General features: G+C 72.2%; 14 protein-coding genes. 12 read left to right on the top strand and 2 right to left on the bottom strand.

The annotated features are described in order from the left end of the window. The first annotated feature begins 45 nt into the window (after window positions 1-45). Window positions 46-822, top strand: coding sequence for a GIDE domain-containing protein (locus ACGFNI_RS09910; protein WP_393682279.1), 777 nt, complete (start codon window positions 46-48; stop codon window positions 820-822). On the opposite strand, the gene ACGFNI_RS09905 is transcribed toward ACGFNI_RS09910, so the two are convergent. Continuing rightward, window positions 812-1,507, bottom strand: coding sequence for an N-acetylmuramoyl-L-alanine amidase (locus tag ACGFNI_RS09905; RefSeq protein ID WP_393682277.1), 696 nt, complete (start codon window positions 1,505-1,507; stop codon window positions 812-814). The genes ACGFNI_RS09910 and ACGFNI_RS09905 overlap by 11 nt on opposite strands. Before the next feature lie 54 nt (window positions 1,508-1,561). On the opposite strand from ACGFNI_RS09905, the gene mnmA reads away from it, so the two are divergent. The 3 genes from mnmA to gdhA all read left to right on the top strand — a co-directional run bounded on the left by mnmA (window position 1,562) and on the right by gdhA (window position 5,109). Beyond that, on the top strand, window positions 1,562-2,689 hold the full coding sequence (mnmA, locus tag ACGFNI_RS09900; RefSeq protein WP_393682275.1) for a tRNA 2-thiouridine(34) synthase MnmA: 1,128 nt from the start codon (window positions 1,562-1,564) through the stop codon (window positions 2,687-2,689). A 161-nt stretch (window positions 2,690-2,850) separates the two neighbouring features. After that, entirely contained in the window at window positions 2,851-3,579 is a 729-nt protein-coding gene (locus tag ACGFNI_RS09895) for a VC0807 family protein (RefSeq protein WP_393682273.1), read from the top strand. Between the two features lie 153 nt (window positions 3,580-3,732). Continuing rightward, window positions 3,733-5,109, top strand: a complete 1,377-nt coding sequence (gdhA, locus tag ACGFNI_RS09890; protein WP_393682271.1) for an NADP-specific glutamate dehydrogenase — start codon at window positions 3,733-3,735, stop codon at window positions 5,107-5,109. 153 nt (window positions 5,110-5,262) lie between these two features. Here the strand turns inward: gdhA and ACGFNI_RS09885 are convergent, their stop codons facing one another. Next, the gene (locus ACGFNI_RS09885) at window positions 5,263-5,922 is read right to left on the bottom strand and encodes a hypothetical protein (RefSeq protein ID WP_393682270.1); all 660 of its coding nucleotides are present in this window, start codon (window positions 5,920-5,922) and stop codon (window positions 5,263-5,265) included. 390 nt (window positions 5,923-6,312) lie between these two features. Here ACGFNI_RS09885 and ACGFNI_RS09880 point away from each other — a divergent pair, with 390 nt between their 5' ends. The 8 genes from ACGFNI_RS09880 (at window position 6,313) to gatC (ending at window position 16,148) form a co-directional block, all read left to right on the top strand. Then, a complete protein-coding gene (locus ACGFNI_RS09880; protein WP_393682268.1) occupies window positions 6,313-6,855 on the top strand; it encodes a TIGR00730 family Rossman fold protein in 543 nt (180 codons plus the stop codon). Between the two features lie 105 nt (window positions 6,856-6,960). Then, complete coding sequence (locus ACGFNI_RS09875; protein ID WP_393682267.1) at window positions 6,961-7,650, top strand: SDR family oxidoreductase; 690 nt, start codon at window positions 6,961-6,963, stop codon at window positions 7,648-7,650. A gap of 76 nt (window positions 7,651-7,726) precedes the next feature. Next, window positions 7,727-8,170 carry a MarR family winged helix-turn-helix transcriptional regulator gene (locus tag ACGFNI_RS09870; protein WP_393682266.1) on the top strand — a complete coding sequence of 148 codons (444 nt, stop codon included), beginning with the start codon at window positions 7,727-7,729 and terminating at the stop codon, window positions 8,168-8,170. A 179-nt stretch (window positions 8,171-8,349) separates the two neighbouring features. Beyond that, the gene (locus ACGFNI_RS09865; protein WP_393682265.1) at window positions 8,350-9,804 is read left to right on the top strand and encodes an MFS transporter; all 1,455 of its coding nucleotides are present in this window, start codon (window positions 8,350-8,352) and stop codon (window positions 9,802-9,804) included. A gap of 173 nt (window positions 9,805-9,977) precedes the next feature. Further along, a complete protein-coding gene (locus tag ACGFNI_RS09860) occupies window positions 9,978-10,934 on the top strand; it encodes a methionine synthase (RefSeq protein WP_393683002.1) in 957 nt (318 codons plus the stop codon). 31 nt (window positions 10,935-10,965) lie between these two features. Next, the gene (gene ligA / locus ACGFNI_RS09855) at window positions 10,966-13,182 is read left to right on the top strand and encodes an NAD-dependent DNA ligase LigA (RefSeq protein ID WP_393682264.1); all 2,217 of its coding nucleotides are present in this window, start codon (window positions 10,966-10,968) and stop codon (window positions 13,180-13,182) included. A 156-nt stretch (window positions 13,183-13,338) separates the two neighbouring features. After that, window positions 13,339-15,447, top strand: coding sequence for a putative bifunctional diguanylate cyclase/phosphodiesterase (locus ACGFNI_RS09850; RefSeq protein WP_393682262.1), 2,109 nt, complete (start codon window positions 13,339-13,341; stop codon window positions 15,445-15,447). A gap of 404 nt (window positions 15,448-15,851) precedes the next feature. Continuing rightward, on the top strand, window positions 15,852-16,148 hold the full coding sequence (gene gatC / locus ACGFNI_RS09845; RefSeq protein WP_345085978.1) for an Asp-tRNA(Asn)/Glu-tRNA(Gln) amidotransferase subunit GatC: 297 nt from the start codon (window positions 15,852-15,854) through the stop codon (window positions 16,146-16,148). The last annotated feature ends 2 nt before the right edge of the window (window positions 16,149-16,150 follow it).

Below are 16,150 nucleotides of genomic sequence, written 5' to 3'. Positions count from 1 at the left end.
CCGGTCCAGGGAGCGCCCTGCACCCGAACCGAACGGGAAGATGCTGTGTTCTGGATAGCCGGCCTGATCGCGCTGGCCGCCGCCGCCCTCTGCGGATTTCTCCACCGGGTGTCCCGCACCCGTACGCGGGTGATGGAGCGCACCGAGACGCTGCCGGTGCGCGACCTGCGGGCCCTGCACGAGGCGGCTGCCGACGCCGCGGGCGCGGGGCACTTCCGCTACCGCTGCGAGGTCGCGGGCCAGGCCCGCGCGCACAAGGACGGCGCGCTGCGCTCGCAGATCGCCGGGCTGGACTGCGTCTGGCACCGCCACAAGGTCACCCGCAAGTACGAGGAGACGTACCGGGACGGCAACGGCAACCGCAAGCGCCGTACCCGCACCGAGGTGGTCTCCGAGCACGCCACGTCGACCGCGTTCTTCGTCGAGGACGCCACCGGCAAGATGGTCATCAGGCCGGGCGAGCACACCGTCGTCGGCGCCGAGAAGGCCGTCGACCGCTTCGACCCGCACACCGCGGGCGGCAACAGCCTGTCGATCGGCCCGCTGAGCCTGAACCTCGGCGGCGACGGCACGATCGGCTTCCGGCACGAGGAGTGGATCGTCCGCCCCGGCAGCCGCTTCTTCGTCCACGGCGAGGCGGGCGACGGCGGCGGCCGGCTGGCCATCGGCGCACCCGAGGAGGGCGGCGTCTTCGTGATGTCGGTCAAGCCGGAGGATGAGCTGCTGCGCGGCGAGCGCCGCAAGGCCCTGCTGCTCGGCGCCGGCACCGGCGTGCTCGGCGTCGCGGCGGTGGTGATCCTGGTCCTCGCCGTTATCCGCTGACCTGCGAAGACGACGGTGACGGTGACGGCGGGCGCCGCAGCTCGGCGCGGACCAGCCGCAGATAGCGGTCCCAGTCCCAGTGCGGCCCCGGGTCGGTGTGGTCGGCGCCCGGCACCTCCACGTGCCCGATGATGTGTTTCCGGTCAGCGGGGAAGCCGTAGCGGCGGCATATCCCGGCCGTCAGGCGGGCCGACGCGGCGTACATGGCGTCGGTGAAGGACTCCGGGCGGTCGACGAACCCCTCGTGCTCGATGCCGATGCTGCGTTCGTTGTACGCGCGATTGCCGGCGTGGAACGCCACGTCCAGCTCCCGCACCAGCTGCGCGACGTGGCCGTCCTTGCGCACGACGTAGTGCGATGCCGCGGCGTGCCACGGGTCCTGGAAGACCTTCAGCGCCGTCGCGTAGCTGCCCTGGACGACGTGGATCACCACCCGGTCTATGCGGTAGTCGGACGGCCGCTCGGCCCGCCGCCAGTTCGCCGGGTCCGCCGCGACCCACTGGGCGCCCCGCTGATCGACGGCGCCCGGTGTCCGCGGCTCGGCGTCCGACGGCAGCCGCACCCATCGCCGCAGCTCGTCGCGGGCCGCGAAGGCGCCGGTCCCGGCGGCCACGAGACCGCCGCCACCGAGCCACAGCGCCCGACGCCTGCTGATGCCCGGCTTCGGCCGATCCTTCTTCCCCATGCGCTGGATAACGCTTTCGGACCCGTCGGCGGTTCCGTCTACCCTGGGGTGGTTATGACTGACGCTCCCCGCCGCCTCCGTGTCCTCGCCGCCATGTCCGGCGGTGTCGACTCCGCCGTCGCCGCCGCCCGTGCCGCCGAGGCCGGCCATGACGTGACCGGCGTGCACCTCGCGCTCTCCGAGAACCCGAAGTCCTTCCGTACCGGCGCCCGCGGCTGCTGCACGATCGAGGACTCGCACGACGCGCGCCGCGCCGCGGACGTCATCGGCATCCCGTTCTACGTCTGGGATCTCGCCGAGCGCTTCCGTGAGGACGTCGTCGACGACTTCATCGCCGAGTACGAAGCGGGCCGCACCCCGAACCCGTGCCTGCGCTGCAACGAAAAGATCAAGTTCGCCGCGCTGCTCGACAAGGCACTCGCCCTCGGCTTCGACGCGGTGTGCACCGGCCACTACGCCACCGTCGTCCTCCGGGAGGACGGCAGCCGCGAACTGCACCGGGCCTCCGACATGGCCAAGGACCAGTCGTACGTGCTCGGCGTCCTGGACGACCGGCAGCTCGCGCACGCCATGTTCCCGCTCGGCGACACCCTCACCACCAAGGCCGAGATCCGTGAAGAGGCCGCCCACCGCGGCCTGTTCGTCGCCAAGAAGCCGGACAGCCACGACATCTGCTTCATCGCCGACGGCGACACCCAGGGCTTCCTCGCCAAGCGTCTCGGCACTGCGGAGGGCGACATCGTCGACGAGTCGGGCAACCGCCTCGGCAGCCACGACGGCGCCTACGGCTTCACCATCGGCCAGCGCAAGGGCCTGCGCATCGGCACCCCGGCGGCCGACGGCAAGCCCCGCTACGTCCTGGACATCTCCCCGGTCGACAACACCGTCACCGTCGGCCCCGCCGCCTCCCTCGACGTCACCGCCCTCACCGCCATCCGCCCCCGCTGGTGCGGTCTTCCGCCGGCCGCGGGCCCCGCCGTCTACACCGCGCAGCTCCGCGCCCATGGCGGTGAGACGGAGGTGACGGCGGAGGTCGTCGACGGCACCACGCTCCGGGTGACCTTCACCGAACCGGTCCGCGGGGTGGCCCCAGGGCAGGCCATCGTCCTCTACGACGGCACCCGCGTCGTCGGCTCGGCGACCATCGCCACGACCGAGCGCAGGGCGCACGCGGAAGCCTGACCTCCGGGGCGTAAGGACTTCACCGCACGCCCTGACAAATGTCACGGCAAAGGCAGGACAGATGGAACTGCCGACGGGCCGCGCGCCGGACGAAGCTGAGGGCACGCCGCAACCGAGCGGCGGCACCGCGCAGTTCAGCGCCAGACCCGGGGGAGTACGCCATGGGGCAGGACCGGCCCGTCACCGCCGAGCGCAGCAATCCGCTGCTCCAGAGCTTCCTTCCGCTCCTCGTGGACGTCGGCATCCCGCTGGGCTCGTACTACGCGCTCAGCGCCGGATTCGGCCTCGGCACGGTGGCCGCGCTCGGCTGGAGCAGCGTGCTGCCCGCGCTGCGGACGGTCTGGGGGCTCGTCAGGAGCCGCCGGGTCAACGGCCTGGCGCTGCTGATGCTGCTCGTCAACGCCGCCGGTCTCGCGCTGAGCACGATGACCGGCGACGCCCGGCTGATGCTCGCCAAGGACAGCGGCGTGAGCAGCGTCGTCGGGATCGCGATCCTGCTCTCCGCGCGCACCGGCAGGCCGCTGATGACGACCGGACTCAAGCCCTGGGTGACGAAGGGGACCGCTGAGGGCACCGCGGCCTGGGACCGGCTGAGCGCCGGGTCCGCTCCGTTCCGCAGGGCCGAGCGGCGGTTCTCGGCGATCTGGGGGAGCGCGCTGCTGGCCGAGTGCGCGGCCCGCATAGCCGGCGCGTACACGCTGCCGGTGGACACGATGGTCTGGCTGGGCACGGTGATCCTGGTGGTGGCCGTCCTGGTGGCGATGGTGGTGGCCGGGGGGAGCTGTGCGGACCCGATGGAGAAGATGGTCGGCGCCGAGGTCGCGGCGCGAGCGGCGGAGCCGGACGCCGCGGAAAGTGTCGCCGGGATGCCCGTCGGCACCCTGGCCTGAGGCTTTTCCCTACCCCCGCGGCCGATGACGCGGTACCGGCAAATAGGGTCGGTGACGCGACGGGACGTCCGATGGCCTCTGCGGCGAGAATGTGCCAGGAATCGAACCGAACCGCAGAAGGCTTTTCGTCGGCCACGAAAGGGATCGGAAGATATGTCGACTGTTCAGTCCGAGGTCAAGGCCGGGGTTCATTCGGCCGGACCGGCATCCCTGCACGCGGAGCTGGTCCGGCGGAATCCCGGTGAGCCGGAATTCCACCAGGCGGCCCTGGAGGTGCTGGAGACGCTGGCCCCTGTGCTGGCGGCCCGTCCGGAGTTCGCCGAGGCGAAAATCCTTGAGCGGATCTGTGAGCCGGAACGGCAGATCATGTTCCGGGTGCCCTGGCAGGACGATTCCGGGGCGATCCGCGTCAACCGGGGCTTCCGGGTGGAATTCAACAGCGCGCTCGGCCCGTACAAGGGCGGACTGCGGTTCCACTCGTCCGTGAATCTGGGGATCGTGAAGTTCCTCGGCTTCGAGCAGATCTTCAAGAATTCCCTCACCGGCCTCAATATCGGAGGCGGCAAGGGCGGCAGCGACTTCGATCCGCATGGCAGGTCGGACGCCGAAGTGATGCGGTTCTGCCAGTCGTTCATGACCGAGCTGTACCGGCACCTGGGCGAGCACACCGATGTGCCGGCCGGTGACATCGGCGTCGGCGGCCGGGAGATCGGCTACCTCTTCGGCCAGTACCGCCGCGTCACCAACCGCTGGGAAGGCGGGATGCTGACCGGCAAGGGCCTCGAATGGGGCGGCTCCAAGGTCCGCACCGAGGCCACCGGCTACGGCAACGTCCTCTTCACCGAGGAGATGCTCAAGAAGCGCGGTGAGGAAATGGACGGCCAGCAGGTCGTCGTCTCCGGCTCGGGCAACGTCGCGATCTACACCATCGAGAAGGCCCAGGCGCTCGGCGCCAACGTTCTGACCTGCTCGGACTCCGGCGGCTATGTCGTCGACGAGAAGGGCATCGACCTTGCGCTGCTCCAGCAGATCAAGGAGGTCGAGCGCGGCCGGATCTCCGAGTACGTGGCGCGGCGCGGCGCGTCGGCCCGGTACGTCGAGGGCGGGCGGGTGTGGGACGTCCCCTGCGAGGTGGCGCTGCCGTCGGCCACACAGAACGAACTCGACGCGGACGCCGCCCGGATCCTGATCCGCAACGGCGTCAAGGCGGTGTCCGAGGGGGCGAACATGCCGACCACTCCGGAGGCGGTGGCCCTCCTCAAGGAGGCGGGGGTGGCCTTCGGCCCCGGCAAGGCGGCCAACGCGGGCGGTGTGGCCACCAGCGCCCTGGAGATGCGGCAGAACTCCGCGCGCGAGTCGTGGACCTTCGAGCGCGCCGAGGGCGAACTCGCGGCGATCATGCAGGGCATCCACCACACCTGCTACGAGACGGCCGAACGGTTCGGGCTGCCGGGCGACTACGTCGCGGGCGCGAACATCGCCGGGTTCGAGCGGGTCGCGGACGCGATGCTGGCGCAGGGGCTGATCTAGGGCCGCCCGCCGCCCGCCGCCCGCCGCCCGCCGCCCGCCTTCGGCCTCCGCCTTCCGTTCGGATCGGGCCGGGCTCGCCCCTGCCCCGTCGTACGGACCGCCGACCGCGGGCCCGTACGGCGGGCGGCGCGGCGGCCGGTGCGGCGCCCGCGGTCAGCCGGCCGGCGGGGTGTCGACGAGGTCGGTGACGAATCTGCGGAGCCGTCCGCTGATCACCGGCGTGACGCCGTGGATGACCTGGGCGCCGTAGGCGACGGCCACCCCGGCGCCGGCGTCGGTGAGCCACCGGCTCTTACGGGGCCCGGCGAGCCAGGCGGGCTGCGCTGCGTGCGGGTACGGCGCGTGCGGCAGGCTGCGGCTGACCGGGGTGCCGGGCAGGTAGCCGTCGGCCTCGCCCAGCACGGCGCCGGTCCAGGGGGCGGGGTCGGACGTCGTCTCGATGTAGAACCGCCCGCCCGCATCGGCCTCGGCGACCGCGACGCCGATCCGCCCGATGCGGCGCGGCGGGGTCCGGGGGCTGATGATGCCGTCGAGGTGGGTGGGGACGCTCTGGCCCGCGGTGAGTTCGGTGTAGCTCCAGGGGGTCGCCCCGGCGATCGACGGCGTGCCCCGCCGGATCGCGGGCAGCGCACGGTAGGTCGCCTCGGCCAGGATCTGCTGTGCCGCACCGGGCGCGGGCAGCACCTCGGCCTGCCCGACCGGGTGCCAATCGGCGGTCTCACTGTCCATGATCTTGATGAGCCGGGCGGTTTCGTCGGAGGTGAGGAAGTCCTCGACCGTCTGCAGCATCAACGTCTCGCTGACATGAATCACTGTGCCTCCTCGCGCAGATCCGCCGCACCGCCGTTCCCGGGGGGCCGCTCGCGAGGGCCGCTTCCCGGACGGCCCGTGCGGACCTTCCCCCCGGAGGGTCCGCACGGGCGCCGTCCCGGGCGGCCGTACGCTCCCCCCGGCGGTCCGTACGGCTCCCCCCTCGGGCATCCGTACGTCCCCCCGGCCCTCCGTACGGTGCCCGGGTGGTCCCTGCGGCCGGTGTCTGCGGGACGGTTGTCCGCAGCGGCCGTCCGCAGCGACCGTAGGACCACCGTCGCGGCGCCGGACTGCCTGCGGGCAGGCGCACACGGGGGCGCACCGACGTGTGGCGCGGCAGCGAAAGCGCATCCGACAGGGGGCGCGAGAGACCCGGCTCGTAAGCTGGCGCACATGAACATCTGCGTCTTCTGCTCCGCCGCCGACCTCGACGACCGGTACGTCACCCCCGCCCGGCAGTTCGCCGAGCTGATCGGCAAGGGCGGCCATTCCCTGGTGTGGGGCGGTTCGGACACCGGCCTGATGAAGGTCATGGCCGACGGGGTGCAGGGCGCGGGCGGGCGGCTGATCGGCATCTCCGTGGAGTTCCTGGCGCACAAGGTGCGGGCGGGCGCGGACGAGATGATCGTCACCAAGGACCTCGCCGAGCGGAAGGCGCAATTGCTGGAGCGCGCCGACGCCGTCGTCATCATGGTCGGCGGCACGGGCACGCTGGACGAGGCCACCGAGATCCTGGAGCTGCGCAAGCACGGGATGCACACCAAGCCGGTCGTGCTGCTCAACACCGCGGGTTTCTATGACGGGTTGAAGGAGCAGTTCCAGCGCATGGAGGCGGAGGGCTTCCTGCCGGTTCCGCTCACGGACCTGGTGTTCTTCGCGGAGGACGGCGTCGGCGCGCTCGCCCACCTGGAGGAGCAGGCGGGCGTGCAGGGCTGACCCCTTCGCCCGCCGCGCCCGTGAGGCCGCCCGCGGGACCGTGAGCCCGCCCGCCGGGACCGTGCGCGTCTGCGCACCGCCGACGTGCTCGTTAGGATCGGTGGCATGGGAACGCACTTGATCACGGGCGCAGGTTCGGGCATCGGAGCGGCGGTCGCGCGGCGGCTGCTGGAGCGCGGCGAGGAGTTGTGGCTGCTGGCCCGCGACGCCGGCCGGGCCAAGGAGCTGGCCGAGCGGTACCCGGGTGCCCGCACGCTCGTCGGCGACCTCGCCACCCCCGAGAAGCTGTCCTGGGCGCTCGGCAAGCAGCCGCTCCCGGAGCGCATCGACTCGCTCCAGCACATCGCCGGAGTCCTGGAACTGGGCGCCATCGGTGACCTGGGTGCCGCGTCCTGGCAGCGGCAGCTCGCCGCCAACCTCGTCTCGCCCGCCGAGCTGACCCGGCTGCTGCTGCCGCTGGTACGCGTCGCCCAGGGGCACGTCGTCTTCGTCAACTCCGGTGCCGGGCTGCACGCGAACCCCCAGTGGGGCGCGTACGCGGCGAGCAAGCACGGGCTCAAGGCGCTGGCCGACTCGCTGCGCGGCGAGGAGCACGAGAACGGCGTGCGGGTCACCTCGGTCTACCCGGGGCGCACGGCCACGCCGATGCAGGCGAGCACGCACCAGCAGGAGGGCAAGGACTACGACCCGTCCCGCTGGATCGACCCGGAGTCGGTCGCCACGGCCATCCTCACGGCCATCGACCTGCCGCGGGACGCGGAGATCAACGACCTCTCGGTGCGGCCGGGGCGCTGAGCCGCCCGGCTGCGGCGGAACGTTTTCCCGTCGGCTGACCCTCCGGTTCCCCGCGTCGCGGACGTACGCTGCACGAGTGACCACTGAAGCGAAGTCGACCGCGGCGGCGGGGTGCGGGTTCCGGGAGATCCGGGGACTCGTCACCGAACTGAGCCGTCGGATGGACGCCCATCAGCGCAGCCGGATCGCCGAACTGGAGCTGACGCCCACCCAGGCGAAGGCGCTGGAGGAACTGGGCGAGCCCAGAACGGCGCGGGAGCTGGCCGGGGTGCTGTGCTGCGAGCCGCCGAACGTCACCTACGTCATCTCCAAGCTGGAGAAGCAGGGCATGGTCGTGCGGCAGCCGCATCCGCTGGACGGGCGGGCCAAGCAGCTGGTGCTGACCGAGGCGGGCCGGGAGCTGCGGCTGGATCTGCTGCGGCGGATGGGCAAGGCATCGCCGCTCGACCACCTGTCGCACGACGAGCGCTCGGCGCTGCGCGACCAGCTGCTGCGGGCGCTGGACCGGAGCGGCGGCTGACCTGCGGAAAGCGGGCGTCCTGTACGGGCGTCCCGTACGGGAGCGAGGTCTCAGGGGTGCGTCCCTGGGGCCTCGTTCGCGTCTTCCGGCACGTGGTCGCGGGGCGGTTCCGTATACGTTGAGTAAAGTTATAGCTGTAACCATTGCTGGAGTGGATGGCTACAGCTTTAACTAAATCCATGATCACTGAAACGGCGGGGCCGCGACCGGCGGCGAGCGGAAAGACGGGTGCCACCGGCGCGGCGGCGAGCGGGCCGCAGGCGCCCGCGCGGACGGGCGGCGGCTGGGCCCAACTCCTCGTCCTGGCACTCGGGTTCGTGATGGCGAGCCTGGACACCGGCATCATGAACGTCGCGTCGAACGACCTGCGCGCCCGGCTCGGCCTGACCATGTCGGGACTCACCTGGGTCGTCGACGGCTACGTCCTCGCCTTCGCCTCGCTGCTGCTGCTCGCCGGATCGCTGGCCAAGCGGTTCGGCGCCCGCCGCATCTACCTGGCGGGCCTCGCGGTGTTCACCGCCGCCTCGCTGCTGGGCGCCGCCGCGCCGGACGGCGGCGTCCTGGTGGCGGCCCGCTTCCTCCAGGGCCTGGGTGCCGCCCTGTTCATGCCCAGCTCGCTGTCCCTGCTGATGCACGCCTTCCCGGAACCGGCGCGCCGGGCGAAGGTGCTCGGCATCTGGTCGGCGATCGTCTCGACGTCCGTCGGACTCGCCCCGTCGATCGGCGGCTTCCTGGTGGGCACGCTCGGCTGGCGCAGCATCTTCCTCGTCAACCTGCCCATCGGCATCCTGGCGCTGCTGCTCACCCGGCGGATCGTGGCACAGGTCCCCGGCCGCCGTGCGGCGCTCGGCGGCGCCGGGCACCTGCTGGGACTGCTCGCCCTCGCCTCGCTGAGCTTCGGCCTCATCGAGGGGCCCGCCAAGGGCTGGGCCGCCCCCGAGGTCCTGGGCGCCTTCGCGGTCGCCGTCATCGCCGCCGCCGGATTCGTCGTCCGCGAACGGGCCGCCAGAACCCCGGTCCTGCCGGTCGCGCTCTTCGCCGACAGCCGCTTCTCGGCCGCCAACGCGGTCGGCTTCCTCTTCAACTTCGCCTTCTACGGCGTGCTGTTCGTCCTCGGCCTCTTCCTCCAGACCGCACGCGGCGCCGGGCCCGTCACGGCGGGCCTCCAGATGCTGCCCGCCGTCCTGGTCATCCCGTTCGGCAACGTGCTCTACGCCAGGATCGGGCTGCGGGTCGGCAACCGCGCCGCCCTGGCCGCCTCGCTGGCCTTCTCGGCCGCCGGGTACGCCGTGCTCTTCCTGGTGCTCACACCGGAACTGCCGTACTGGGCACTGGCGTTGATCCTCGCGCTCACCAACTTCGCCAGCGGCGTCGCCTCGCCCGCGATGACCGGTGTGCTGATGGAGGCGGCCGGACGCGAGCACGCCGACATCGGCAGCGCGACCCTCAACGCCAACCGGCAGGTCGGCTCGCTGGTCGGGATCGCCGGGATGGGCGCGGTGCTCACCGCGGCGGGCGGCGGCTACCGGGGCGCCACGTACGCCTTCGCCCTGACCGCGGTCGCGCTGGTGATCGCGGCGGCCGTGGGGTGGCTGGGGGTGCGGGCCGGCACGGACCGGCAGGCGGACGCCTGACGCCTACGGGGGCGCCCGGGGCGCCGACGGGCGGGCCGCCGGACACCGGGGCCCGCCCCGCCGCATACGCTTCCGGGGTGAGCGAGAACAGCACGTACGACGGGCAGGGCGCGGGCACCGCGGACGACGACGGGCGCCCCTGGGGTGCCGGGACGGCGACCGGGGTCGGGTCGATGCCGGGCGGTGACGCGCGGGAGGCAGCCAGGACCGTCACCGGTTCCCTGGAGACCTTCCCCCACCTGCCGGAACTGCCGGCCCGCGGCCCCGGCGCCGACATGATCGGGCGCACCATCGGAATGCTCGTTGAGCTCTACGCCCACGTGGAGCCCAGCGGCTGGCGGATCAGCGACCGGCCGGGACGCGACACCCGGCGCGCCCGCGCCTGGCTCGGCGAAGACCTCGACGCCCTGGAGGAGTTCACCCAGGGCTACGAAGGGCCGCTGAAGGTCTCCGCGGTCGGGCCGTGGACCCTGGCGAGCGCCCTGGAGCTGCGCAACGGCGAGGCCGCCGTCAGTGACCCCGGTGCCTGCCGCGACCTCACGGCCTCCCTGGCGGAGGGGCTGCGCGGCCATCTCGCGGACGTACGGCGGCGGGTGCCGGGCGCCCGGGTCGTGCTCCAGCTCGACGAGCCGTCGCTCACCTCCGTGCTCCAGGGCCGGGTGAAGTCCGCCAGCGGCTACCGCACCCACCGTGCCGTGGACCGGGCCGTCGTCGAGGGGGCCCTGCGCGACCTCGTCGGGGTGGCGCAGGGCGGGCCCGTCGTCGTGCACTCGTGCGCGCCCGAGGTCCCGTTCGGGCTGCTGCGCAGGGCCGGCGTCGCGGGTGTCTCGTTCGATTTCTCGCTGCTCACCGAGCGTGAGGAGGAGGCGATCGGCGAGGCCGTGGAAGGGGGGACGGCCCTGTTCGCCGGTGTGGTGCCGGGTGTGGACGGCCGATTGTCAGACCCTGCCGGTAGCGTCATGGGTGTCAGGACGCTGTGGCGCAGGCTGGGGCTGAATCCGGGGACTCTCGCCGAGTCCGTGGTGGTCACCCCGTCGTGCGGGCTCGCGGGCGCTTCACCCGCTTATGCCCGCTCCGTGCTTGCGCACTGTGTCCGGGCGGCGACATCGCTCGCAGACAACCCTGAGTGACCGCACTCAAGGACCACGGGAGGACAAGACGGTGGCTGGCGAACAGCACGCAACGGCATCCGAGGTGCCCACGGCGGCGCGGGAGGAGCACGCGCAGCTCGCTGAGCAGATCGAGGAGCATCGCTTCCGCTACTACGTGAAGGACGCTCCGGTCGTCAGCGACGCGGAGTTCGACAAGCTGCTCCGCTCCCTGGAGGCCCTGGAGTCCGAGCATCCGGAACTGCGCACCCCCGATTCGCCGACCCAGAAGGTCGCGGGCGCGTACGCCACGGAGTTCACCGAGGTCGAGCACCGCGAGCGGATGCTCTCGCTCGACAACGCCTTCGACGACGAGGAGTTGGCGGCCTGGGCCGAGCGGCTCGCCGGGGAGCTGGGCGGCGCGCCGAAGGAGGCCGGCTACCACTTCCTGTGCGAGCCGAAGGTGGACGGCCTCGCCGTCAACCTCACCTACGAACAGGGCAGGCTGACCCGCGCCGCCACCCGCGGTGACGGCCGCACCGGCGAGGACATCACCCCCAACGTCCGCACCATCGCCGAGATCCCGCAACGCCTCACCGGCGAGCGGATCCCGGAGCTGGTCGAGGTCCGCGGGGAGGTGTACTTCCCGATGGAGAAGTTCCTCGAACTGAACGCCCGGCTGGTCGCCGACGGCAAGCCCCCGTTCGCCAACCCGCGCAACGCCGCCGCCGGTTCGCTCCGCCAGAAGGACCCCAAGGTCACCGCGACCCGCCCGCTCCACATGGTGGTGCACGGCATCGGCGCCCGCGAGGGCTTCGACATCGACTGCCAGTCGCACGCCTACGACCTGCTGCGGGAGTGGGGCCTGCCCACCGCGCGGCACAACAAGGTCGTCGACTCCCTGCAAGGCGTACGCGAGTTCATCGCCCACTACGGCGACGCCGAGACCCGCCGCACGGCCGTCGAGCACGAGATCGACGGCGTCGTCGTCAAGCTCGACGAGATCCGGCTCCAGGGGCGCCTCGGCTCGACCTCGCGGGCGCCGCGCTGGGCCATCGCCTGGAAGTACCCGCCCGAAGAGGTCAACACCGAGCTGGTCGACATCCGGGTGGGCGTCGGCCGCACGGGCCGGGTCACGCCGTACGCGGTCGTGCAGCCGGTGACCGTGGCCGGCTCCGAGGTCGAGTTCGCGACGCTGCACAACCAGGACGTGGTCAAGGCCAAGGGCGTCCTCATCGGCGACACCGTCGTGATCCGCAAGGCGGGCGACGTCATCCCCGAGATCCTCGGCCCGGTCGTCGACCTCCGGGACGGCAGCGAGCGGGAGTTCGTGATGCCGGCCGACTGCCCCGAGTGCGGGACGCCGCTGCAGCCCGCCAAGGAAGGCGACATCGACCTGCGGTGCCCCAACGCCCGCTCCTGCCCCGCCCAGATCCGCGAGCGGCTGTTCTACCTCGCCGGCCGCAAGTGCCTCGACATCGAGAACTTCGGCTACGTCGCCGCCACCGCGCTCAGCCAGCCGCTGGAGCCCGCCGAACCGCCGGTCAAGGACGAGGGCGACCTCTTCGGCCTCTCCATCGAGCAGCTGCTGCCCATCAAGTCCCATGTCCTGGACCCGGATTCCGGTCTGCCCAAGCGCGACCCGGAGACCGGCGAGGAGAAGGTCGTCACCTTCTTCGCCAACCAGAAGGGCGAGCCGAAGAAGAACGCCCTCGCCATGCTGGAGAACATCCAGGCGGCCAAGGAACGCCCGCTGGCCCGGATCATCACCGGACTGTCGATCCGCCACGTCGGCCCGGTGGCCGCCGAGGCACTGGCCCGTGAATTCCGGTCGATCGACCGCATCCGGGACGCGAGCGAGGAGGAACTCGCCGCCGTGGACGGCGTCGCCGCCACCATCGCCACCTCCGTCAAGCAGTGGTTCGCCGACGAATGGCACCAGCAGATCATCGAAAAGTGGCGGGCCGCCGGTGTCCGGATGGAGGAGGCGGACTCCGGTGACGAAGGCCCGAGGCCGCTGGAAGGCGTCACCGTCGTCGTAACGGGCACACTTCAGTCACACACCAGAGATGGCGCGAAAGAGGCCCTGCAGAGACTCGGGGCGAAGGTGACCGGTTCCGTTTCCAAGAAGACCGGATTCGTGGTGGTCGGGGACAACCCCGGCTCCAAGTACGACAAGGCCATGCAGCTGAAGGTCCCGGTACTCGACGACGACGGCTTCGCGGTGCTGCTGGAACAGGGTCCTGACGCGGCACGAGCGGTAGCGGTCACGCCGCCTGAGGAAGAGTGAGATGTCACCCCTTCGGCGCATAGCAGAGAGATCCGGGTGGCCAGGTCGCATTCGGGCAACCGCGGCCGATCGCTGCCCGCGGTGGCCCTTCGCGGCCTACTGTTGAGGAGTGCGCCTGCCGTGGTGCGGGCACAGCCGGCTGTGAGAGGGATCGGAATGAAACCGACCGACAGCGCCGCTCCGGCGTCGCGGCTCCGCCGGGTTGTCGTGCCTGCGCTGCCCGCGGCCTTCGTCGTCGTGGCGGGCCTCGCGCTCGTCATCGCGGTGATCAGGACCCTGAGCGAAGGCGAAGCACTCTTCCCCGCGGGCACATCCGGCTGGTCGCTGGCCGTCCTCACCGGCATCATCGTCGGGCACCTGGTCGCCCTCGGCCGGGACCGCTGGTGGGGCGGCACGGGCTCCGGAGCCGCCCTCGCCCTCGCCGTCGTACTCCTCTACGGCCTGATGCCCGCGGTCCTGGTGAGCCTCGCCGTCGTCGTCCTCGTCGGCGCGGCCCGCCGGCACCGCTGGCGGCAGGCGGTGGTGCACGGCGCGGTGGACCTGCTGGGCATCGCCGCCGCCGCGCTCTGCCTCGCCGCGTTCGACACGGTGCCCACCGTCCGCCACCCCTGGCAGCCGCAGACCTGGGACCTCGGCGTGCTCCCGGAGGTGCTCGCGGCGGCGGCCGGGTATCTCCTCGTCACCCGCGCCCTGTTGTGGTGCTCGGTGCTCCCGCGCAACGGCGGCCTGCCCACCATCACCCGCACCGCCATGACCCGCCAGGTACTGGTCGGCGTCGCGCTGGTGGGCATCGCCCCGCTGATCGCGGTCACCGCCGTCCACGCGCCGCTGCTGCTGCCGATGTTCGCGGTTCCGCTCATTGCCCTGGACTCCACCCTGTGGATCGCCCGCGCCCGCGCCGAGGAGCAGCTGCGCGACCCGCTGACCGGACTCCCCAACCGCCAGTGGCTCCTGGAGCGCACCTGGTCCGCGCTGGACGAGGCGGAACGCATCGGCGCCCGCTCCGCGCTGGTCCTCATCGACCTCGACCGCTTCCGCTCGGTCAACGACACCCTGGGCCATCTCGCGGGCGACCGCCTGCTGTTGCAGATCGCCGACCGCCTCCGGCACGCCCTGCCCCGGGGCGCGGAGGCCGCCCGGCTCGGCGGTGACGAGTTCGCGGTGCTGCTGCCCACCGCCGACTCGCTCACCAGCGCCCAGCGGGTGGCCCGCAATCTCGTCGCCGCCCTGGGGTCACCCCTCGACCTCGACGGCCTGACCCTCGTGCTCGAAGCGAGCGCGGGGGTCGCCGTCTTCCCGGACCACGCCCTGGACGCCGAGGGACTGCTGCGCCGGGCCGACGTCGCCATGTACCAGGCCAAGCGGGACCGCAGCGGCGTCGAGGTCTACGAAGCCAAGAGGGACGGCAACACCCCCGACCGTCTCGGCCTGTTGGGCGACCTGCGCCGCGCCCTGGACGCGGGCGACGTCGAACTGCACTACCAGCCCAAGGTCGGCTTCGACGGCCACGTCGCGGGCCTGGAGGCGCTGGTGCGCTGGGTGCATCCGGACCGCGGGAGAGTGCCACCGGACGAGTTCATCGCCATCGCCGAGTCATCCGGCCTGATGCCCCGCCTGACCGAGTACGTCCTGGAGACCGCGCTCGCCCAGGTGGCACGCTGGCGCGCCATGGGCCTGGAGGTGCCGGTCGCGGTGAACGTCTCGCCGCGCGACGTCCACTCCCCGGGCTTCGCCGGCGCCGTCGCCGCCCGCTTGGCCAGGCACCGCGTCCCACCCGGAGCCCTCCAACTGGAGATAACCGAGCACGTCCTGCTGGAGGACCCGCAGCGGGCCGCCGACACCCTCGCCGGACTGACCGGCCACGGCGTGAAGATGTCCCTCGACGACTTCGGCACCGGCTACTCCTCCCTGGTCCACCTGCGCCGGCTGCCGGTCAGCGAGCTGAAGATCGACCGGTCCTTCGTGGCCCGCCTCGCGGTCGACAACGAAGACGCCGAGATCGTCCGCTGCACCCTCGACCTCGCCCACTCCCTCGGCCTGCTGGTGGTCGCCGAGGGAGTCGAGGACGACGAGACCTGGGAGCGGCTGCGCGACCTGGGCTGTGACGCCGTCCAGGGCTGGCTGGTGGCGGCAGCGATGCCGCCGGACGAGACCACGGCCTGGCTCCGCGCCCGCGGGGAGCACGGCTGGCACCGCGAATCGGAGACGGCCGCCCTGGCGGCGGAGAAGGCAGCTGAACGCCCTTCGGGACAGGTCCTGAACTGACCCGGCCTCCGGCCGTCCCGTGTCCCCGCTCCGATCGCACCCCCAGGACCCAGCCGCCGCCCGGCACACCCCGGCCGCCGAGCGCCCCCGAGGCCGCGCCCCGCTTTGTGGAGACGTCCGACGACGCACAGCAGGGGCCCGGCGCCGACACCCCGGTGGCCGGCGGTGACGGCGCAGATCCCCCGGGCGCCGGCGACGTCAGTGAGGAACCACCGCACGCCGGTACCCCCTGACGGGCCCGCGAGGCCCACGGCGGATCCGGGCGCCCCGCAGGGCGGGCCCGGCCTCTCCCGCCGGGCCCGCGGAGCCCCCGGGAAAGCCCTGCGCGATTCCTTTCGCGTACGCCATAGGATTGGGCCGTACAAACCCACGTAGGACTCCGAGAACCAGCAGAGGATCGCTGCATGCCTGGCATCACGCGCGAGGAGGTCTCTCACCTCGCCCGGCTGGCACGTCTGGAGCTGAAGGACGAAGAGCTCGACCACTTCGCCGGACAGCTCGACGACATCATTGGCGCGGTCGCCCGCGTCTCCGAGGTCGCCGACCAAGACGTCCCGCCGACCTCCCACCCGCTGCCCCTGACCAATGTCATGCGGGCGGACGAGGTCCGTCCGTCGCTGACCCCCGAGCAGGCGCTTTCCGGCGCCCCGGCCCAGGAGCAGCAGCGTTTCAAGGTGCCGCAGATCCTGGGGGAGGAGTGACC

It is taken from the genome of Streptomyces sp. NPDC048644 (assembly GCF_043199105.1).
Lineage (GTDB): Bacteria > Actinomycetota > Actinomycetes > Streptomycetales > Streptomycetaceae > Streptomyces.
This window is presented reverse-complemented; position numbering and strand designations above follow the sequence as displayed.